The organism is Winogradskyella psychrotolerans RS-3 (assembly GCF_000427335.1).
GTDB classification, from domain to species: Bacteria; Bacteroidota; Bacteroidia; order Flavobacteriales; family Flavobacteriaceae; genus Winogradskyella; species Winogradskyella psychrotolerans.
In genome coordinates this window covers 48342-68325 of sequence record NZ_ATMR01000019.1, presented here as the reverse complement: position 1 = coordinate 68325, position 19984 = coordinate 48342, and the positions used below count along the sequence as shown (strand labels likewise).

Below are 19984 nucleotides of genomic sequence, written 5' to 3'. Positions count from 1 at the left end.
AACAGATCAAAACCTATTGATTCTGCGTTATTTTTTCTCTTTATTCTCGGCAGATTCGTCTTTGCTGGCGTCTTTAAATTCTTTAATTCCGCTTCCTAATCCCTTCATTAATTCAGGAATTTTTTTACCACCAAACAACAAAAGAATTGCAAGACCTATGATAACCCACTGCCATGGACCAACAAATAAAGGTATAATGCTTAAACTCATAATTTTTTAATTTAGACAGCAAAGTTAAGTAATTATAGTTTAATAATAACGTTGTTGTGTCAACTTTAAGACTTAATCATAAGACTATTTGAGTATTTTAACTAATTTTGTTTCGATGGCAAACAAGAAAAAAAAGGAAAGAAATTCACGAAAAAATTACTGCATAAGTATCGTTTGGTTATACTTAACGAAGATACTTTTGAAGAGCGTTTTGCAATTAAGCTAACACGGCTTAATGTTTTTATACTATCATCACTTTCTGCCATTACACTTGTATTCTTTACCGTTTTATTGATTGCTTTCACACCTTTAAGGGAATATATTCCAGGGTATTCTTCAGCAAAATTGAAAAAGAAAGCGACAATACTGAACTATAAAACGGATTCTTTGGTTCAAGAATTAGAGTTGAATAAGCGTTACTATGCATCGATTAGAAAAGTATTAACAGGAGATGTAGCGTCGTTAGATTTTAATAGAGATTCTATTATTGAAGCTGCTAAAAATGATTTGGATATTTTACAAGTGCCAACTAATAGAGAAGATTCACTTTTAAGAGAAAAAGTAGATAAAGAAGATAAATATAATTTGTTTGAGGTATCTGGGGATCAATCTAGTTATATTTTATTTCCACCCGTAAATGGTACCATTTCAGAAGGTTATAACTTAAAAGAAAAACATTTTGCTGTAGATGTTGTTGTGCCAGTGAATACTCCTGTAAAAGCAACTTTAGATGGCACTGTGATTTTTGCAGAATGGACAGTTGAAACAGGTTATGTGGTAATTATAGAACACAATAGAGAATTGATTTCGGTTTATAAACATAATTCGGGACTCACAAAAGAGCAAGGTGATGTAGTAAAATCTGGTGAAGTTATTGCTATGTCTGGTAATGCTGGTGAATTAACCACAGGGCCACATCTTCATTTTGAACTGTGGAGTAAAGGTTACTCTGTAGATCCAACTAATTTTATCAATTTTGAATAATGCCTTCATTTAAAGCTGCACTTTCTAAACCGTTTGCTAAATATGTTGCAAAACGTATTCAGAAATGGTCCTCCAAACCTATTGAAACACAACAAAAAGTTTTCGAAAATTTAATATCCGAAGCTACACACACAGCTTTTGGTAAAGACCATAATTTCAGTGCTATATCAACTTATGCCGATTTCCAATCTAAGGTTCCCATTAGAGATTACGAAGAGCTAAAACCTTATGTAGAGCGTGTTGTTGCCGGTGAAGAAGATATCCTTTGGAAAGGAAAACCTATTTACTTTGCAAAAACTTCTGGGACAACCTCTGGAGCAAAATACATACCTATTACAAAGGAAAGCATGCCAACACATGTTGAAGCGGCTAGAAATGCCATTCTAATGTATATCCATGAAACAGGGAATTCAAAATTTGTAGATGGTAAAATGATTTTTCTACAAGGGAGTCCAATTTTAGAAGAAAAACACGGTATTAAGCTTGGAAGATTGTCAGGAATTGTAGCACATTACGTCCCTAAATATCTTCAGAAAAACAGATTGCCAAGCTTAAAAACTAATTGTATTGACGATTGGGAAACTAAGGTTGAAGCCATTGTAGATGAAACTATAAATGAGGACATGAGCATTATTTCCGGGATTCCATCTTGGGTACAAATGTATTTTGAAAAACTGGTAGAAAAGTCCGGCCAGAATGTTGGTGATCTCTTTAAAAACTTCAATTTATTTATTTTTGGTGGAGTGAATTATGAACCTTACAGAGCTAAATTTGAGAATTTAATAGGACGAAAAGTAGATAGTATAGAACTGTATCCTGCTAGTGAAGGCTTTTTTGCATTTCAAGATAAGCAAAATGAACGTGGCATGTTGCTTCAGTTAAATTCAGGTATTTTTTATGAGTTTGTAGAAGCAGATCATTTCTTTGAAGACAATCCGAAACGCCTCACGATTGCAGACGTAAAGTTAAGCGTAAATTATGTAATGATTATTTCTTCTACAGCAGGTCTTTGGGCATACAATATTGGAGATACTGTAGAGTTTACATCACTAAAACCATATAGAGTGATTGTAAGTGGGCGCATAAAACATTTTATTTCTGCTTTTGGCGAGCATGTTATTGGGAAAGAAGTAGAGCAAGCTTTAAAGGAGGCTACTGAAGGCACTTCGATCTCAGTAAATGAATTTACGGTTGCTCCTCAAATAAGTCCAGAGGAAGGCTTACCGTATCACGAATGGTTAATTGAGTTTGAAAATGAACCTGATAACCTAGATGAATTGATTATTGCATTAGAGCAATCCTTGCAGCAACAAAATAGTTATTATTTGGATTTGATAAAAGGTAAAGTTCTCAGACCCTTATTGGTTACAAAATTAAAAAGATGGATTTCAAACTTATATGAAATCGATTGGAAAATTAGGCGGTCAAAATAAAATTCCAAGACTCGCTAATGATAGAAAAATTGCAGATAGTATGCATCAACTAAAATTAATCAAATAAGCCTATATTTGTAGGTCAAATTAAGATTATGATTACAAATAAAAAGAAACAAGGAAGAACTAGAGCTCAAGAGAGTTCTAGTGCTATAGAACGCATGTATATTACGATGAGACACCTGTTTAATCGTGGGTTTTATAAACCTATGGGAATTTCTGGTGAAACCTTGCGTGAAGCATTATTGTTGTTACGACCAGAAATCTATGGTTCTATTGGTGAAGAAAAAGCAGAATTAGAAGGTTTACTTTATGTGGTAGATCGTTTACCACAAGGCATTGAAGAATGTACGTTTATAAACCTTACTAGTGATGAAGGTTACGGAAATTCACACTTTAAAGCCATAATCCCACCAAAACGAAGACGTAATTGTTATCGTATTGATGATGAGCAAATGAATATTGAAATTACAAGAGGGCGCTCTGAGATTTACGATATATTAACGCACCTAACTTTTTTATTTGTTGAGTCTCATAAAATCAGCAAACGCGTTATTATAGATGAAGATGGTTCAACAGTTAGAGATTGGCAAAAATTAGAGAATGCTGTACTTTCTACAAAGAAATTAACGCAGAAAGAACGTGAAATTGCTATTACGCATACTGCAAATATCCTAGGAAGAACATTTAACGAACTTACTGAAGCGTATCCAAAATTTGCTACGGAAGATCAACCAGAACGCTTATTACACATTGTATATTGGTTGGGGAAACTAGCTATAGAAGAAACAATTAATAATTCTAAACGTACTATAACATTTAGTCCTGTTTTAAGAGAACGTCTAGGTCATCATATTCATGGAGAAATATGGGCAGATACTATAAAGGCTGAGTTGCATAAAAATGGCTTGTTAGAGCGACCAATTCATATTATTAGTGCCAATATGCATAGTGTTATGAATTCTTTATTTGCTAAAGGAGCGCTTAAAGGTGCAGATGCTAAAAAAGATATTTTTCAAACTTACGAGACTTTAAGTAATTCTAAGAACTCGGACCTCCGCAATAAAGTGGAAAAACTAGCGCTGCAAAATGGCATGATTCAAATAGATGATACTTCAGGAACGAATATAGATATTCAGATTTTCGATACTGCTAAAATCGATTTTTCTAAAACTGAATTTAAATATCTTGAAGAAGTTAAAGAGAAGAAAGCCGTGATTTTTGTAATGGATTATGCCTTTGGAGAACAGGCTTATGAAACTTTAGATGAGCTTTTAAAGCCTATACATGTAGATGATAAGGCGATTCATTTGGATGTAAAGTCTATTTCAATTATGGGTAAAGCAGGTATCCTAGAAGGCGGTAAAGGAGATGTAATGATACCAACAGCGCATATTTTTGAAGGTACAGCAGATAACTACCCGTTTAAAAACGAGTTGAGTAAAAAAGATTTATTAGACTGTGGTGTTTCTGTTTATGAAGGCACAATGGTAACTGTTTTAGGTACATCTCTTCAAAATAAAGAGATTTTAAAATTCTTTAAAAAATCAACATGGAACGTCATTGGTTTAGAGATGGAGGGAGCACATTATCAAAAAGCCATTCAAGCAGCATCTAGAGTTAGAGGTAGTATAAATGAAGATGTTAAAGTAAGGTACGCCTACTATGCTAGTGATAATCCTTTAGAAACAGGCGGTACTTTAGCCTCTGGAGGTTTAGGAACTTCTGGTGTTAAGCCAACATACGTTATTACAAAAAAATTCTAGAACAAATATTTAATTCATAACACATGAGTGAGAAATTACCACAGCAACCTCAAAATGAAGAGGTTGATTTAGGTCAGTTATTTAATGCAATTGGTAGATTATTTGAGAAATTTTTTGCTTTTATAGGGAGTATATTTAAAGGCATTTTCTCTGTGATAATTTATATAATAAAACCACTAATTGTATATTTCAAATTTACCGCCGCGATTTTTATAATTTTGGCTGTTTTAGGTTTTATTTATGAAAAATCAACTAAGCCAATTTATTTTTCTAAAATGGTTGTTGAAGCACACTTTGATTCAAAATACCAATTAGTTAATGACATTGACTATTTTAATGCATTAGTTAAGTCAAACAATGCTGGTGAATTATCGAATATCTTTGAGATTGATAGTTCATCTGCTAACAAGTTAAGGGGGTTTGAATTAGAAGCTGGTCCGGTAACTCAAAATGATTTGTTTATAGAATATGGTGAATATGTAAAGTCTATTGATACATCATTGGTTGATCAATTAAATTACAAGGAATACGTTAACAATCGAGATTTATTATCCGGTAGTATTTATACTATCACAGCAAAATCGAGTAAACAAGATGTTTTTATAAAACTCAACGAAGGTTTTAGGAAGACGTTTGAGAATGATTTTTCTAAACATCAAAAACGAATTAGAGATACTGTGATTTCTATTGAGCGCCAGTCATTAATAACAGAGTTATCACGTCTAGATAGTATTCAAAAAACATATTTAGAAGTTTTAAAGAATGAATCAAAAAATAGGGATCTATCATTCGGATTAAATACAGGCCTTCCTGTTGTGGAAGAAAAATCAGTAACAAAAGAGTATGATTTATTTTTAGAAGAACTACAAATTAGAAGAAGCTTAAATTATGTAAATAAGAGTGTTCTAGAAAAAAACACTTATTTTGATATTGTTTCATCTTTTGATAAACTTGGTACTGAAGATAAAAGTGTAACGCAACGCTATTTTATTATATTTCCAATTATAGCCCTAATACTTTTTATCATAAGCTTTTTGGCTATTAAAGCATTTAATTATATTAAAGATTATGAGTAAAACCAAATCGATACTAGTTACAGGTGGAGCAGGTTTTATCGGTTCTAATTTTATTGTCTATTTTTTAGAAAAGTATAAGAATATTAAAGTCGTTAATTTAGATAAGCTCACTTATGCAGGTGAGCTTTCTAATTTAACGGAACTTGAGAACAATGCTAATTACACATTTATTAAAGGGGATATTTGCGATACTGAACTTATAGGTGAGCTATTTGAAACCTATAATTTTTCTGACGTTATTCACTTTGCTGCAGAATCGCATGTTGATAACTCCATTAAGCATCCAGATGCCTTTATTAACACTAATGTTTATGGGACATTTAATTTACTAAATATAGCTAAGAATCATTGGATGGATTCTCCTTTTGCTTTTAAAGAAAGTTGTGAGAATAATAGATTTCATCACATATCTACAGATGAAGTATACGGCACATTAGGAGATACAGGATTGTTTACAGAAGAAACTCCTTATGCACCTAATAGCCCTTACAGTGCTTCAAAAGCATCTTCTGATTTTATTGTAAGGAGTTATTTTCATACCTATGGAATGAATGTGGTTACCACCAATTGTAGTAATAATTATGGGCCTAAACAGCACGACGAAAAACTAATTCCTACTATTATTAGAAAAGCTTTAAATAATGAACCTATACCAATTTATGGTGATGGTAAAAACATTAGAGATTGGTTGTATGTTGAAGACCATTGTAAAGGTATTAACTTGGCTTTTCAAAACGGTAAAGCAGGTGAAACTTACAATATAGGCGGAAATAACGAACGCGACAATTTATATATAGTACATAAAATTTGTGATATTTTAGATGACTTAATACCAAAGGATAATTCATATTCTGAGCAAATTTCTTTTGTAACAGACCGACCAGGACATGATTTTAGATATGCCATTGATGCTTCTAAGATTGAAAATGAATTGGAATGGAAAGCAGATGAAAACTTTGAAACAGGAATTATTAAAACCATAGAGTGGTATTTAAGGAAGTATAAATAGTAATGAGAACTCTATATGCCGTTTAAATTCAGCTTAGCTCAATTAAAAAATTCTTAACATGAAAGGAATCGTTTTAGCAGGAGGATCTGGTACAAGGTTACATCCATTAACCTTAGCCGTAAGTAAGCAATTGATGCCTATTTACGATAAACCGATGATTTATTACCCTATTTCTACGTTGATGTGGTCTGGTATTAATGATATCTTAATTATTTCAACACCTCAAGACTTGCCTTTATTTAAAAAGCTTTTAGGCGATGGAAAATCGTATGGCTGTAATTTTGAGTATGCCGTGCAAGAATCTCCAAATGGACTCGCAGAAGCCTTTATTATTGGTGAAGAGTTTATTGGTGATGATAAAGTTGCACTGATTCTTGGTGACAATATTTTTTACGGAACAGGTTTAGCTGATCTGTTGCAACAAAATAATGATCCCGATGGAGGAATTATTTACGCTTATCATGTTCATGATCCAGAGCGCTATGGTGTTGTAGAGTTTGATGAAAATGACGTTGCTGTTTCTATTGAAGAGAAACCGAAAAAACCAAAATCGAATTATGCGGTTCCTGGTATTTATTTTTACGATAATTCAGTGGTTGAAATAGCAAAAAACATTAAACCAAGTAAACGCGGAGAGCTAGAGATTACAGATGTAAATAAGCATTATCTCAATCAAGGGAAGTTAAAAGTTAGCGTACTAGATAAAGGGACGGCTTGGTTAGATACGGGTACTTTTAAATCGTTAATGCAAGCTTCACAATTTGTTCAAGTTATAGAAGAGCGTCAAGGATTAAAAATTGGTTCGTTAGAAGAAGCTGCATATAGAATGGGTTATATCGATAAGAAACAATTTATAAAAATAGTAAAGCCATTAACTAAAAGCGGTTATGGTAAACATTTATTAAGCTTAGTATTGGAATAAAATGATTGTAAAAGAAACTAAATTAAAAGGCTGTTTTATAATAGAACCTCAAGTGTTCTCCGATAAACGCGGTTATTTTGTTGAAAACTACAACCAAAAAGCTCTTAATAAGGCACTAGGCTTGGATATTAATTTTGTTCAAGATAATGAGTCGAAATCTTCAAAAGGAGTGCTTAGAGGCCTGCATTATCAATTAGGCGAGTATGCGCAAGCCAAGTTAGTAAGAGTTGTGAAAGGTGCTGTACTAGATATTGTGGTAGATCTTAGAGAAGGCTCCAAAACATTTGGGGAACATGTTTCCATTGAGCTCTCGGAAAGTAATAAAACTCAATTATTTGTACCGAAAGGTTTTGGGCATGGTTTTATTGTTTTAGAAGATGAAACCATTTTTAGTTATAAATGTGATAATTATTACAATAAAGCATCAGAAGCTGGCATCATATATAACGATGAAGATTTAAACATTAATTGGCAACTGCCTAGTACAGATTTTATACTGTCAGAAAAAGACCTCACATTACCTACCTTAAAAGACGCTAAATTATGATTCATGTACTTGTGACTGCGAAAGACGGTCAATTAGGGCAATGCTTTCAAAGTTTGGTGGTTAAACATCCTAATATTCAATTTGTTTTTAAATCGTCATCTGATTTAGATATAACTAACAAAGTTAAAGTGGAAGACGTGTTTAGTGCACATTCCTTTGATTATTGTATTAATTGTGCGGCTTACACGGCTGTAGATAAAGCTGAAGAAGCAACAGAATTAGCAGATAAGGTCAATCACTTAGGTGCTCAAAATATAGCTGAAGCTTGTAAAAAGTTTGAGGTCATTTTAATTCATATTTCTACAGACTTTGTGTTTGATGGTGAAAGGACAGCACCTTACTTAGAGGATGATATTACTAATCCATTAGGTGTTTATGGAAAAACGAAATTGGCTGGAGAACAGGTTATCGCTAAAACATTACAAAGGTATTTTATAATTAGAACGTCGTGGTTGTACTCGGAATATGGTCATAATTTTTTAAAAACTATGTTAAGGTTAGCTAATGAACGTGATGAAATAGGCGTAGTAGGTGACCAAATAGGAAGTCCAACATATGCTATGGATTTAGCCGATGCTACCTTACAAATTATTGCGTCTAGAAATACAAGTTACGGCATTTATCATTACAGTAACGAAGGTGTGGTTAGTTGGTACGATTTTGCAAAAGAAATATTTAGTTTAAGTAATAGCTCAATAAAACTTAATAAAATTGAAACTAAAGATTACCCAACACCAGCTGTACGACCAAAGTATAGTATAATGAATACCGAAAAGATAAGCCAAATTTTAGATTCTAAAATACCAAATTGGAAATCTAGCTTAGCAATCGCTATGGTCAATTGTATTAAAAGTGAATCTTAAAATTTAATTTTAAGACTAACTTTTAACCTCTTATTGCATTTAATAGATAAGTTTTAGAAATTTCTTTTTGCATATTGAGCTTTTTATTTACTTCTAAATAATCGATTTTTTCATTTAAAATAGCGACATCTTCTGTTTTAAATTGGTCAATATCAATAATTCTATTTTCTAGATCAAGTAACTTTAAAAGTGAATTAAACCTGCTTAATCCTCGAGATTTGTTCCCTATAATGATAAATTGTTTATTAAAAATTATTGAAAATACTAAACCGTGAAAAGAATCGGTAATTATAAAATCTGAGTAGTAAAAATGAGCTAACCAGTTTTCTATTAAATTAGAGCTCTTTAATGAGCTATTAGCATTCAAATAAATCTTATCTATTTTTAGATTCATTCGTTCAGAAATTTCATCAACAATTGACGCACTTTTTTCTGAAGCATCTAATACGTAATTGAATAACTCAATTTTACGAGAAAAATCGAGGCCTTTAATCATTTTCTCATAGAAGCTTACATCTGGTAAAAATGAAGGATCAAGGGTATGAACAGCTTTGTCGTAGTTAAAACTTTCTTTACAAATTCTTAAACCATCTTCCTCTCGAGTAGATACTAAATCAAACGTTTGGATTAATGATTGAATTTTTGAAATGGACTCTGTTTTTCCTTCCCAAAAATCCTTTCCAAATGAAGCTGCGTAGGCTATTTTTTTGTTTTTGAAGAAACAAAATCTAAAAAATAAGTAGGGTAGTTCTCTTTTATATATTCTAACCTCCAAACTTGATCACTACCTACAATAATACAATCTAAATCTTTTGTCACTTCTTTTAAATGCTCAGAAGTGCAAGTCGTCTTAGTTTTTACACTTAAATAGTCTTTAAAAAAAGGGGATACTTGTTTACGAAAAAGCTTTATTGTTTTAAAGTTTTTAGGATCGTAAATATGATGTAATGGATTAATTTCAATAAGCTTTTTTAGCCAAGATTTAACGACGCTTTCTGGGTGTTTCTTATCTATCCAAACAGCTTCAAATCCATTGGACTCAATAAAGTTATATAATGCAGCTAATTGAATAATTCCTCCATAATTATTGTTTATAGGAAGCGTTAAAATTCCAATTTTTAATTTTGTCATTAATTATTTGATTATGGTTAAAACTTCATCTAAATCTCTCCTTTTGGATAATGTTGTTTTAAAGTTTTCATCTGCCTCCCCAATGGCAATTAAACATATAACTTTTTCAGAACTATTAATATCGAGTATTTGTTTAATTCTTTTTTCGTCGTCTTTTTCTTTTGCCCAGTTTGCAGGACAGGCAGCAATATTATAAAAGTGTAATGAATATAAGAGGTTCATGAGATAAACTCCTCCGTCTATATAAAATTGATAACGTTCTCCAATCGAATAATAATAATTAACGTCAGTGGTAATAATAAGTAGTTGGTTAATGTTTTGGGTAAAACCATTTAGTCCTGCTTGTAATTCTAAAACTTTATCAATTTTTGATTTGTCTTTTAAATAATAGGCTTTGGACGGTTGTCTATTGCATACAGAAGGTGCATTTTTAGAAAGCATTATTGCTTTCTCAATTGTAGAGTCGTCTATTAAATTACCCGTAAAGTTTCTAACACTTTTTCTAGAGTCTGAAAATTTATCAAATGAAGAAAAAGTATGATCAAAAAAATCATTTTTTGTATATTCAATAACTCCACTAAAGGTCTTATTGTATGCGCTATTTAAATGATTTTTATAGAAAAGATAATCTTCTTCAGCATAAAAAGAAGAGATATCAAAATTGTTTTTTTTGTGCAGTTCGTAATATTCGCACATAACACTGTATGCTACGCTTATTTGAGACTTATTAGAATTAGTGAGTACTTTTTGGTTTTTTAGATACTTGTTAAGTCTTTTTATTTTATCTTTAGCAAAGCCATATTTTGTTTGAGAAAATAAGAGTCCTTTTTCTATTGAATGGTAGTCTAAGATTATTTTAGCTTCAATTTTATTTAATGTGTTAACCTTAAATACGTTTGAGTGTTTAGAATAAAAAAAGGTGTCATAAAACATGTTTGTTACAACATTGACATAAGGAAAATAGCGTTTGTAAACCCAAGAACTGATCTGGTAAATTTTGGATTTTTTATTTTCTTTAAAAATTTTCTTTATGAAAAATTTCATGTAATTATTAAATTAATACATTAAATTATCTCCAAAAGTATCATTATTTTTTATGCTTCAAGTTTTTAAATCTACAATTTTCATTATTATTTTCGGCTACAACATTTATTAACTACTTTCGGCAATTAGTAAAAGAGTTTATACTATAATATTACATGAATTTCCGTAGTAATTTTTTTAATAATAAATATTTTATTTTAACTGACCAAGTATTAACCTCTTTAATGAACTTTGGTTCTGTTCTCGTATTATCAACAGTTTTAAATGAAACTGTTTTTAGTGAATTTGTAGTTCTGTACAGTTATTCTACACTTATAAATATAATACTGACTACAGTTTTTTCTGCACCGATACTGGTTTTTGGTATTAAGAAATGGGATAGTGAAAAATATAACTATTTGAGTGTTAATATTATCTGTTTCACAATTTTCAATATCGTATTTTCAATAATATCTTTTTTCTTTTTAAGAATTCAGGTAACTCAGATTTTTTTATTGAATTTCTTACTGATGAATTTTGGATTGACATTAGTAGAGATTTTTAAAAGATTTATTTTTTCAAATAAAGTAATTTCTACGGGGTTTGCGCCTGTTAGTTCATTGCTGATGAATATCGTTTTTTTCAGTGGTATATATGTCTATAAAGATGCCTTAAGTTTAAATCTAATCTTGGTAGTTTATTGGGTTGCTTATTTACTTGCAAGTCTATTTTTTGTAATTATTATATATTATAAAACGGATATTAAAAAAGAATTATCCGTTTTAAGTATTTTTAATAAGGATTTTTATACTTCCGTATTTTTCACCCACTTTAAATATGCCAAATGGATTCTGGCAGGTGCTGTTTCTTTTTGGGTTTATACACAGGGTATTTATATTTTTTGGCAAAGCTTTTGGCGTATCTGATTTTGCAATAAGTAAATTGAGAATTATTCAAAATCTATTTGGCGTTTTTACAATTTTATTGATAGGAATGGATAATTTTTTGACACCTACCTTTTCCATGAAAGCATTAGAATCTGAAAATTTGATTCCAGTTGTTATGAAAGATTTCTATAAGCGCTATACCAAACCCTTAGTGCTTATCTATATTGTTTCAATTCCTGTAATGTATATCGTGTACTGTTTTTTATATCAAGACAAATATGGTGAAGGTATAGCCTATATTTTAATCGTTTGGTTCGCTCAATTGATTGCGATGTCTACGAAACCAATTTCGATTGCTTTAAAGGCTAAAGAAGTTACTTATCCATTGTTTTATTCACATCTATTTGGAGCGATTTCTATGATTATATTCGGAGTTGTATTAATTACTTTGTTTAATGACATGGGGTTTGTATTAACTTTGTTATTTGCCTTTATAACAGCCAATTTGATGAATTATATATATTATAGAAAAATTTTTTAATATGGATTTAATAAAAAAAACCTATATTTTTATTTTTTATTAGGAATATTTTTTCTGCCATTTAATTCTGAAGTACCTGGTTTTATGAGCTTTTTGGGGGAATATAGTTCCGACTCGGCTCCAATATTTTTTCTTATAGCGTTTATAGTATTATTCATTCATGATTTGTTGAGGTTTAAAATATCCTTACCATTTACACATCCCATTTATCAGGCATTCTTCATATTTTTTATTTTTATAGTGGTTGCTGCCTTTTTTAATTTTTTTAATATATCAGAATACTATTTTAAGTATACATCTGGTTGGGTTCGTTATCTAAAACAATTGATTTCTGTAATACTCGCATATTTTATGCTGTTTTACTTATTTTATAATGTTTGTATCAATTTGGGGGTGATAAAAACATTCTTTATTGTAAGAAAGACGATGTTCTGGAGTCTTATCGTGGTTTTTATTGTTGGGCTTATTCAGTTTCTAATTTATTCGGGCGTTACTCAGCTCATAGGGGTTTATCAATTATTTGATTATTTACCATTTACAAGACCTACTTTATATTTTGAATTAAAAAGAGTTAATGCTACAGCTTGGAGGCCTCCAGATTTAGGTATATACGTAATAAGTATATCAGGTTTTATATTTAGTTATATCCTTACAAATAAGAAATGGTATAGGTTTATTCCTTTTTTACTTGTGATTTTTTTAAGTGTTGTTTCTAAATCACGCACAGCTTTAGTAACTGTGTTTTTACAGCTTATATTTTTAGGGTATTTTTCATATAAGAATTATTACCTATTTAGAAATATTTTTAGAAAAATAGTCATTCTTTTAGTGTGCATTCTCCCTGTGGTATTAATGCTCAAAGGAGATATTATATATGATACGATTAATGAAAGAATTGAATCTTTAAATTTTACAGATACAAAATCTGACAATGCTAGATCTAATCAATCAAGGTTTGGAATACAGTATGCGAATTTTCAGGTTTTTAAAAAATATCCAATTACAGGTATAGGTTGGGGACAGCAGGCATTTGAATCGAAAGAATTATATCCGGAGTGGGCCACAAAAGGTAATTATGAATTTAAGGCGTACTATTTAAATGAAGAAGTTAAATCCTTTCCTCCTGGGTATAATCTCTATATAAGGATACTTGCTGAAACCGGAATTATTGGTTTTATATTTTTTATAATGTTTCTATCGTTAATCTTTTATTATACTTATAAATTCCTTAATTCTAATGAAGGTTATAATTATATTGGTATAACACTTTATGTCGTTTTTTTCGGAACTCTTTTGATGTGGCTACAAATAGATTCATTTAGAATATATATATTTTGGCTAGGGTTAGCTATGCTTATATGTTTAAGGAGAATTGGTAATTTAGGAAATAATGTAAAATGGTAAATAATCAGAACAAATTAATTATTCTTATATGTCATTATAATAATTTAGAAGGTTTAAATGCCTCTATATTGTCTATTAATGAGTCAATTGAAGTAGATATTTTAATTGTTGATGATGGTAGTATAGAAAAACCAAACTTAGCTTCTTTAAAAGAAAAATATAAAGGAGGTGATATCTTTTTAGAAATATTGCCTAAAAACATGGGAGTTGGTATGGCTACTAATCATGGACTTGAAGCCATCCTAAAAATGAATTATGAGTTTACAGGACGATTAGACTGTGGGGATACAAATCATACTGATAAGTATTCAAAGCAAATCACTTACCTTAGAGAACATCCCGAAATTAAGTTAGTAGGGACTTTTGTTAATATGGTTGACACAAATGGGAAATTACTTTTTGTGTTAAAGCACCCAACGACCTACGACTCAATAATTAAAAAGATACATTTGAATAGTACTTTCGTAAATTCAAGTGTTATTTACTATGTAGATATTTTAAAAGACGTAGGATTGTTTCCCGAAAAATATCATAGAAATGGTGAGGATTTTGCCTTTTTCTTTAATGTGATTAAAAAATTTAAAGTAGCGAATATGCCTGAGGTTTTATTAGATTACGTAGTGGACCCAAACTCACTTTCTAGTACAAGACGAGTAGAGCAAGTTAAAGCTAGAATTAGTATTTTAAAATCACATTTTTATTTCGGATTTTATCCTATTTATGGTCTAATTAGAAATTATATCCTGTTACTAGCACCGAGAGATTTTACAACTTATATAAAAAAAATTATTAATAAAAATTGAAAAAGAATCTTGAATATATCTATCTAACTGTTTTTTCGCTTTTTTGTGCTGTAGTTCCTTTTACAGATTTAGGTGAAGCAATTCCTAATATAATATTAATAGTCTTAATCGCTTTATTTCCTTTCGTAGTTCAAAAACAAAATTGGAAAAAAATTTTAGATAAGAGATTCTACACCCTATACCTTTTATTTTTTTATTAACGATTCAGTTAGTTATATTTAAGCGGTGGGAAGATTTTAAATATGTCAATAATTTATGGTTAGTCGTACTTATTTTAATCTCATCTATACCAATTAAGAATAAGCTAGTTCCAATTCTTTCATTTATTTACGGATCATTAGCTTTACTTATTATATCTGCTATAAATTTAGTTATTCACTACAAATTATCAGGGCAGTTTAATATGACAGTAGGTGATCATGTATCATCAATTTTGTTAGGAGATAGACCATATATTGGGTATGTATATGTATTAAGCTTTTGTATGTGTTTGTATGTTGCGACTCAAGTTTCTAAAGCAAAAATTCTATATTATATTCTAGCCCTATTATTTCTAATCTTTTTATTAATTATTTCCGCAAGAATTTCGTTGATTTCAATTATTATAGGAGTTTTAGCTTATTTCTGTTATACTAAAAACAGAAAAAAAGCAGGATTGATAATCATTACACTTTGCTTTTTTAGCGTTGTTATGTTTTCTATTAACCCAAGTTTAAAAAAGCGTTTTTTCATATCTAATACTAACTATAGTCTTGAACAGATGATTAAGTTTGAGCCTAGATATTTTATATGGAGCTGTGCAAATGATATTTTTTTTCAGAATAAAAGTTATTTTGCAGGGAGCGGCTTCGTTAACATTAACAACGAATTAGAAAACTGCTATGTAAACAGGTTAGATTTTGCAGATGAAAAGCAACAAGATTTTTTTGTAAGAAGTAAATTTAATACTCATAATCAATTTATCAATTTCTTGTTAAGCTCTGGTGTTTTGATGTTTTTAATGTTTATCATCTTTTTTGTGCTTTGGCTCAAGCTAGATTACAAAAGTTATTATTCTTTTATTTTGCTGTTATCTCTAATTCTTTTTTGTTCAGTAGAGAACGTTTTAACGAGACAAATGGGAGGAGAGTTGTTTGCTCTAACATTAGTTTTTTCTACAATGATTTCCTCTAAAGTATAAAATCACAATAACCCTTCATTAAAATAATAGGTACTTTTCTTAAAGCTTATGATTTAAAATTGAAGAATTAAGTTCAAAAGGAATTAAATTAATTAGTATTTACTTTAGTAGCTAAATAAATTATATTTGTTAACTATTAATTCAGGCTCGTTATTATTCTAAAAATTAATTATTTTTCCTTTAATGAATAAAATAAAAATAGCACATATTCTTAATTCAGTTGGAGGGGTAGATGTCTCATTACGTTTAATTTTAACGAATATTGATAGTTCTAAATTTGAAAATATTGTTATTCATAGTAATGATGATACAAAAGTTCCATATTTGGATAATGCTGAGAACCCTATTAAAGATTATAAACTACCAATCAATAGGGAGATTAGTGTATTTAAAGACTTTGCTGCCATTTTTAATACATTAAAAATTTTAAGAAAGGAGAAACCACAAGTTATACACGCTCATAGTGCAAAAGGAGGTATCATTGGGAAGATAGTAGGTTTCATATTAAAAATACCTGTCTTACACACACCTCAAGCTTATTCTTATTTAAGTGCAGAAACTAGTTTTAAGCAACGCTTATACCTTTTTGTTGAGCGATGCTTTAGAGGTTTTAATAATAAAATTTTGGCATCTTCTGTTTCTGAAAAAAATAGAGCCATTGAAGAGGTGGGCTATAAAAAAGAGAATGTATTGTTATTTAATAATTCAATTAATCCAATCTCTGATATAGAAGATTTGTCTATTAAAAAAACGTGGCCAGATTATTATATTTGTTCTGTTGGCCGTCCTTCTTACCAAAAAAACATTGAGCTTATGCTAGATGTATTGGTTGAGGTAAAAAAAACGCTGCCACAAGTTCATCTTGTACTAATGGGTGTTGGTTATCACTCACCAAGTCTTAACACGGTTAAAGAAATAATTAAACAACAAAATTTAGATACTAATGTTACGCTTTTAGAATGGACATCACGAAATGATATATTTAATATTGTTAAAAGCTCTCAACTATATATTTCTACAGCAAGATATGAAGGGTTGCCCTATTCTGTAATAGAAAGTTTAGCTCTGAAAAAAGCTATAGTGGCAACTGATGCTGATGGAAATAGAGATTTGGTAGAGAATAATTATAATGGTTACCTTATTCAAAATGAAGATAAGTTTAAGTTTTCTGAAGGCATAATTAAGTTGATTAATACGAATGAAATAAATGTTAAGTTTTCTCAAAACTCGTTAAAACTGTTTAATAGTAAATTTAATATTAATAAGAATATTTTTAAGCTAGAAAAAATTTATAGTGAACATCTAAAAAAGTAGTATTAATAATTTTATTAAATAATAAAGCACAAAATTGAGTTTATTTAAGCAAGGAAGATATTCAGGGTATTTGAGGCCTATCTCTTACATTATAGATTTATTAATACTTAATGTAATAGCTGTTTTTTATTTATTTAAAGAGAGTTATCCATTTGCGTTTTTGGCGTTAATATCGATAAGTTGGTTTTTTTTATCTGTTTATTCGCATTTTTATGAGGTATATAGGTATACAAGACCGATAAGCATTCTATCGCTTATTGTAAAACAATTTATTTTATTCCTGCTTGTTATTTTTGCTTTTTCAGGTTTGTATCATGAGCTTAATATGTACCCAAAGCCATTATTTATATATGCTTTATTATGTTTTCTTTTCATTACTATTTTAAAATATACCATATATTACTTATTACAGAAATATAGAATTTCGTTTGGTGGAAATTTTAGGACAACAGTTATTATCGGGGTTAATAAAAAGACGCTTGCCTTAGATAAATTTTTTAATAAGAATCCAGAATATGGATATTCTCATAAAAAGACTTTCAATTTAAAAAATAAAACAGATTCTCTAGAAGGTTGCTTTCAATTTGTGATAAAAGAAGGTATAGATGAGATTTACTGTTCTATATCAGAATTAAGTAATACACAGATAGCTGATATTGTAAATTTTGCAGATAATAATCTTAAAATTTTAAAGTTTATTCCAGATAGTAAAGAGATCTATTCAAAAAAATTAAGATATGAGTATTACGATTATATTCCTATTCTTACACTTAGAACGATTCCTCTAGAAGAGTCTGTGAACACATTAATAAAACGAGTTTTTGATATTTTGTTCTCTTGTTTTGTAATCGTTTTTATTTTATCATGGTTAACCCCAATAATCGGCATCTTAATAAAGTTAGAATCTAAAGGACCTATATTTTTTAAACAGTCTAGAAATGGTTTTAATTATAAAGAATTTGATTGTTTTAAGTTTAGGTCTATGATGCCAAATAAAAATGCGCACGCAAACCAAGCAACAAGAGGTGACCAAAGAGTTACTAAAGTTGGTAAATTTATTAGAAAAACAAGTATTGATGAATTACCACAGTTTTTTAATGTTCTTTTTGGAGATATGTCTGTCGTAGGACCGAGACCCCATATGGTTAGTCACACTATAATGTACGCTAAGAAAATAGATAAATTTATGGTTAGACATTTTGTTAAACCTGGCATTACAGGTTTGGCACAAACTAGTGGGTTTAGAGGTGAGGTAGAGACGGATAAAGACATTATTGGTAGAGTGAAGTATGATATATTTTATATTGAAAACTGGTCATTGCTTTTAGATATTAAAATTATAATTCAAACCTTCGTTAATGCTGTAAAAGGAGAAGATAAAGCCTATTAAATAATATTTATCATTAACCTAATAGAGGTTTTTCAAATTAACGTCTATCAAAATCGCCAAGGCACCTTTCAATTAGATTAAAAAATATATGGAATTTATACGAGGAAGATATTCATGGGTTTTAAGACCATTATTGATTATATATGATCTCTTTGTTATAAATTTTCTTGCTTTTTATTTATTAAACTTTAATAGTCAAGAATTATACTTTTTCTCCAATGAGTTATTCAATAATAAAAATATATTATACCTAATTTATTCCATAATATTTTGGCTTTTATCAACACATTTCCTGCGTTTTTATAAAGTTTATAGATACACTTCAGTATTAAATATACTATCACTTATTCTTAAGCAATTTTTTGTATACAGTTTTCTTGTCTATGCATTTGAAGGTTTTTTTAGAAGTATCAATATAGAGGTCACTGTAACTTTAAATTACTTAGTATATACTTTTTTGGCTATTAGCTTCATTAAGCTGTTAAGTTATTATATTTTAAAAACTATAAGAGTTTATCTAAAAGGAAACTTAAGGAATATTATTGTTATTGGTGGTGGGGAAAGTGTAAACGCATTAAAAAAAATATTTCGTGAAAAGAAAGAGCTGGGCTATAATATAAAAGCCGTTTTCAGTAATTCACAAGATGTAAATAGTTCTGGTGATGTTGAAGATAGTTTTGCTTATTTAGAGACAAATAATGATAATATAGATGAGATTTACTGTTCAATTTCAGATTTATCAGAGAAAGAACTTAATGAGTATGTGAGGTATGCCAATATAAATCACTGCAACATTAAATTTATTCCAAACACAAAAAAGCTTATTACTAAACGTTATAAAATAGATTACTACAATTATATTCCAGTTTTATCTATTCAAGAAGTCGCTCTTAATAACGAAGTAAACAAATTTTTTAAACGAGCATTCGATATTGTTTTTTCTATATTAATAATAGTTTTTGTATTACCATGGCTCTCTATTATCTTATTTATTTTAATTAAGCTAGAGTCAAAAGGACCTCTATATTATAAGCATAAAAGAACAGGGATAAATTATAAAGCATTCTATTGTTATAAATACAGATCACTTACTACAACCCAAGAGTCTAAAGGAACGTACGTGAGCCAAAACGATAAACGGGTCACTGCTATAGGTAAGTTTATAAGGAGAACAAGTGTAGATGAATTACCGCAGTTTATTAATGTTCTAAAGGGAGAAATGTCTGTAGTTGGTCCAAGACCACATATGCTTACATATACTGATGATTATTCTAAGAAAATTAACAAGTATAGTTTTATCTTTAGACATAATGTTAAGCCAGGTGTTACAGGTTTGGCCCAAATTAAAGGATATAGAGGTGAAGTGAAACACGATAAGGATATTATAAATAGAGTTAAATATGACAATTTTTACATAGAAAATTGGTCGCTTTTATTAGATCTAAAAATCATTGGACAGACTATAATTAATGTTGTTAAAGGCGACGATAAAGCTTATTAA

Annotated in this window: 18 protein-coding genes and 2 pseudogenes; 16 read left to right on the top strand and 4 right to left on the bottom strand. The window is 29.7% G+C overall.

Features of this window, described 5'->3' with window-relative positions:
* Nucleotides 1–27: 27 nt before the first annotated feature.
* Nucleotides 28–210 carry a twin-arginine translocase TatA/TatE family subunit gene (locus ADIWIN_RS01905; RefSeq protein ID WP_020896396.1) on the bottom strand — a complete coding sequence of 61 codons (183 nt, stop codon included), beginning with the start codon at nt 208–210 and terminating at the stop codon, nt 28–30.
* A 174-nt stretch (nt 211–384) separates the two neighbouring features.
* Here ADIWIN_RS01905 and ADIWIN_RS01900 point away from each other — a divergent pair, with 174 nt between their 5' ends.
* The 8 genes and pseudogenes from ADIWIN_RS01900 (at nt 385) to rfbD (ending at nt 8810) form a co-directional block, all read left to right on the top strand.
* A complete protein-coding gene (locus tag ADIWIN_RS01900) occupies nt 385–1194 on the top strand; it encodes a M23 family metallopeptidase (protein ID WP_020896395.1) in 810 nt (269 codons plus the stop codon).
* Nucleotides 1194–2694 (top strand): annotated as a pseudogene (locus ADIWIN_RS01895) (GH3 auxin-responsive promoter family protein). Before ADIWIN_RS01900 ends, ADIWIN_RS01895 begins: the two are co-directional and overlap by 1 nt.
* Nucleotides 2695–2722: 28 nt before the next feature.
* A pseudogene (locus ADIWIN_RS01890) lies at nt 2723–4413 on the top strand (DUF6909 family protein).
* A 3-nt stretch (nt 4414–4416) separates the two neighbouring features.
* The gene (locus tag ADIWIN_RS01885) at nt 4417–5469 is read left to right on the top strand and encodes a hypothetical protein (RefSeq protein ID WP_020896392.1); all 1053 of its coding nucleotides are present in this window, start codon (nt 4417–4419) and stop codon (nt 5467–5469) included.
* Nucleotides 5462–6478 (top strand): dTDP-glucose 4,6-dehydratase, encoded by a 1017-nt coding sequence (gene rfbB / locus ADIWIN_RS01880; protein WP_020896391.1) that lies wholly within the window; start codon nt 5462–5464, stop codon nt 6476–6478. The genes ADIWIN_RS01885 and rfbB overlap by 8 nt, the downstream gene beginning before the upstream one ends.
* 58 nt (nt 6479–6536) lie before the next feature.
* A complete protein-coding gene (gene rfbA, locus ADIWIN_RS01875) occupies nt 6537–7400 on the top strand; it encodes a glucose-1-phosphate thymidylyltransferase RfbA (protein ID WP_020896390.1) in 864 nt (287 codons plus the stop codon).
* A 1-nt stretch (nt 7401) separates the two neighbouring features.
* A complete protein-coding gene (rfbC, locus tag ADIWIN_RS01870; protein WP_020896389.1) occupies nt 7402–7947 on the top strand; it encodes a dTDP-4-dehydrorhamnose 3,5-epimerase in 546 nt (181 codons plus the stop codon).
* Nucleotides 7944–8810 carry a dTDP-4-dehydrorhamnose reductase gene (rfbD, locus tag ADIWIN_RS01865; protein WP_020896388.1) on the top strand — a complete coding sequence of 289 codons (867 nt, stop codon included), beginning with the start codon at nt 7944–7946 and terminating at the stop codon, nt 8808–8810. The genes rfbC and rfbD overlap by 4 nt, the downstream gene beginning before the upstream one ends.
* A 22-nt stretch (nt 8811–8832) precedes the next feature.
* Here rfbD and ADIWIN_RS01860 read toward each other — a convergent pair whose 3' ends face one another.
* From ADIWIN_RS01860 to ADIWIN_RS01850, 3 genes are read right to left on the bottom strand one after another with little or no spacing between them, the layout of a single operon-like run.
* Complete coding sequence (locus ADIWIN_RS01860; protein WP_040756263.1) at nt 8833–9585, bottom strand: polysaccharide pyruvyl transferase family protein; 753 nt, start codon at nt 9583–9585, stop codon at nt 8833–8835.
* Nucleotides 9510–9941, bottom strand: coding sequence for a polysaccharide pyruvyl transferase family protein (locus ADIWIN_RS22390; RefSeq protein WP_020896386.1), 432 nt, complete (start codon nt 9939–9941; stop codon nt 9510–9512). Before ADIWIN_RS22390 ends, ADIWIN_RS01860 begins: the two co-directional genes overlap by 76 nt.
* Before the next feature lie 3 nt (nt 9942–9944).
* On the bottom strand, nt 9945–10985 hold the full coding sequence (locus ADIWIN_RS01850) for a nitroreductase family protein (protein ID WP_020896385.1): 1041 nt from the start codon (nt 10983–10985) through the stop codon (nt 9945–9947).
* A gap of 155 nt (nt 10986–11140) precedes the next feature.
* Here ADIWIN_RS01850 and ADIWIN_RS01845 point away from each other — a divergent pair, with 155 nt between their 5' ends.
* From ADIWIN_RS01845 to ADIWIN_RS01805, 8 genes are all read left to right on the top strand, one after another.
* Nucleotides 11141–11890 carry a hypothetical protein gene (locus ADIWIN_RS01845; RefSeq protein ID WP_040756261.1) on the top strand — a complete coding sequence of 250 codons (750 nt, stop codon included), beginning with the start codon at nt 11141–11143 and terminating at the stop codon, nt 11888–11890.
* 97 nt (nt 11891–11987) lie between these two features.
* Nucleotides 11988–12392: a hypothetical protein gene (locus tag ADIWIN_RS01840; protein ID WP_161624657.1), complete on the top strand. Its 405-nt coding sequence runs from the start codon at nt 11988–11990 to the stop codon at nt 12390–12392.
* 393 nt (nt 12393–12785) lie between these two features.
* Entirely contained in the window at nt 12786–13796 is a 1011-nt protein-coding gene (locus ADIWIN_RS01835) for an O-antigen ligase family protein (RefSeq protein ID WP_161624656.1), read from the top strand.
* Nucleotides 13790–14599: a glycosyltransferase gene (locus tag ADIWIN_RS01830; protein ID WP_020896381.1), complete on the top strand. Its 810-nt coding sequence runs from the start codon at nt 13790–13792 to the stop codon at nt 14597–14599. Before ADIWIN_RS01835 ends, ADIWIN_RS01830 begins: the two co-directional genes overlap by 7 nt.
* Nucleotides 14600–15002: 403 nt before the next feature.
* On the top strand, nt 15003–15779 hold the full coding sequence (locus ADIWIN_RS22065; RefSeq protein WP_040756257.1) for an O-antigen ligase family protein: 777 nt from the start codon (nt 15003–15005) through the stop codon (nt 15777–15779).
* Nucleotides 15780–15962: 183 nt separating this feature from the next.
* A complete protein-coding gene (locus tag ADIWIN_RS01815; RefSeq protein WP_020896379.1) occupies nt 15963–17093 on the top strand; it encodes a glycosyltransferase in 1131 nt (376 codons plus the stop codon).
* A gap of 70 nt (nt 17094–17163) precedes the next feature.
* Nucleotides 17164–18483, top strand: coding sequence for an undecaprenyl-phosphate glucose phosphotransferase (locus ADIWIN_RS01810; protein ID WP_438874646.1), 1320 nt, complete (start codon nt 17164–17166; stop codon nt 18481–18483).
* Nucleotides 18484–18571: 88 nt separating this feature from the next.
* Nucleotides 18572–19984, top strand: a complete 1413-nt coding sequence (locus ADIWIN_RS01805) for an exopolysaccharide biosynthesis polyprenyl glycosylphosphotransferase (protein ID WP_020896377.1) — start codon at nt 18572–18574, stop codon at nt 19982–19984.

What these genes read in the sequence shown, in the direction of transcription:
- ADIWIN_RS01845 (WP_040756261.1), top strand. Translation starts at nt 11,141, where the DNA reads ATGAATTTCCGTAGTAATTTTTTTAATAATAAATATTTTATTTTAACT.
- ADIWIN_RS01830 (WP_020896381.1), top strand. Translation starts at nt 13,790, where the DNA reads ATGGTAAATAATCAGAACAAATTAATTATTCTTATATGTCATTATAAT.
- ADIWIN_RS22390 (WP_020896386.1), bottom strand. Translation starts at nt 9,941, where the DNA reads ATGACAAAATTAAAAATTGGAATTTTAACGCTTCCTATAAACAATAAT.
- rfbD (WP_020896388.1), top strand. Translation starts at nt 7,944, where the DNA reads ATGATTCATGTACTTGTGACTGCGAAAGACGGTCAATTAGGGCAATGC.
- ADIWIN_RS01850 (WP_020896385.1), bottom strand. Translation starts at nt 10,985, where the DNA reads ATGAAATTTTTCATAAAGAAAATTTTTAAAGAAAATAAAAAATCCAAA.
- ADIWIN_RS01805 (WP_020896377.1), top strand. Translation starts at nt 18,572, where the DNA reads ATGGAATTTATACGAGGAAGATATTCATGGGTTTTAAGACCATTATTG.
- ADIWIN_RS22065 (WP_040756257.1), top strand. Translation starts at nt 15,003, where the DNA reads ATGACAGTAGGTGATCATGTATCATCAATTTTGTTAGGAGATAGACCA.
- rfbC (WP_020896389.1), top strand. Translation starts at nt 7,402, where the DNA reads ATGATTGTAAAAGAAACTAAATTAAAAGGCTGTTTTATAATAGAACCT.
- rfbB (WP_020896391.1), top strand. Translation starts at nt 5,462, where the DNA reads ATGAGTAAAACCAAATCGATACTAGTTACAGGTGGAGCAGGTTTTATC.
- ADIWIN_RS01840 (WP_161624657.1), top strand. Translation starts at nt 11,988, where the DNA reads ATGAAAGCATTAGAATCTGAAAATTTGATTCCAGTTGTTATGAAAGAT.
- ADIWIN_RS01905 (WP_020896396.1), bottom strand. Translation starts at nt 210, where the DNA reads ATGAGTTTAAGCATTATACCTTTATTTGTTGGTCCATGGCAGTGGGTT.
- ADIWIN_RS01885 (WP_020896392.1), top strand. Translation starts at nt 4,417, where the DNA reads ATGAGTGAGAAATTACCACAGCAACCTCAAAATGAAGAGGTTGATTTA.
- rfbA (WP_020896390.1), top strand. Translation starts at nt 6,537, where the DNA reads ATGAAAGGAATCGTTTTAGCAGGAGGATCTGGTACAAGGTTACATCCA.
- ADIWIN_RS01815 (WP_020896379.1), top strand. Translation starts at nt 15,963, where the DNA reads ATGAATAAAATAAAAATAGCACATATTCTTAATTCAGTTGGAGGGGTA.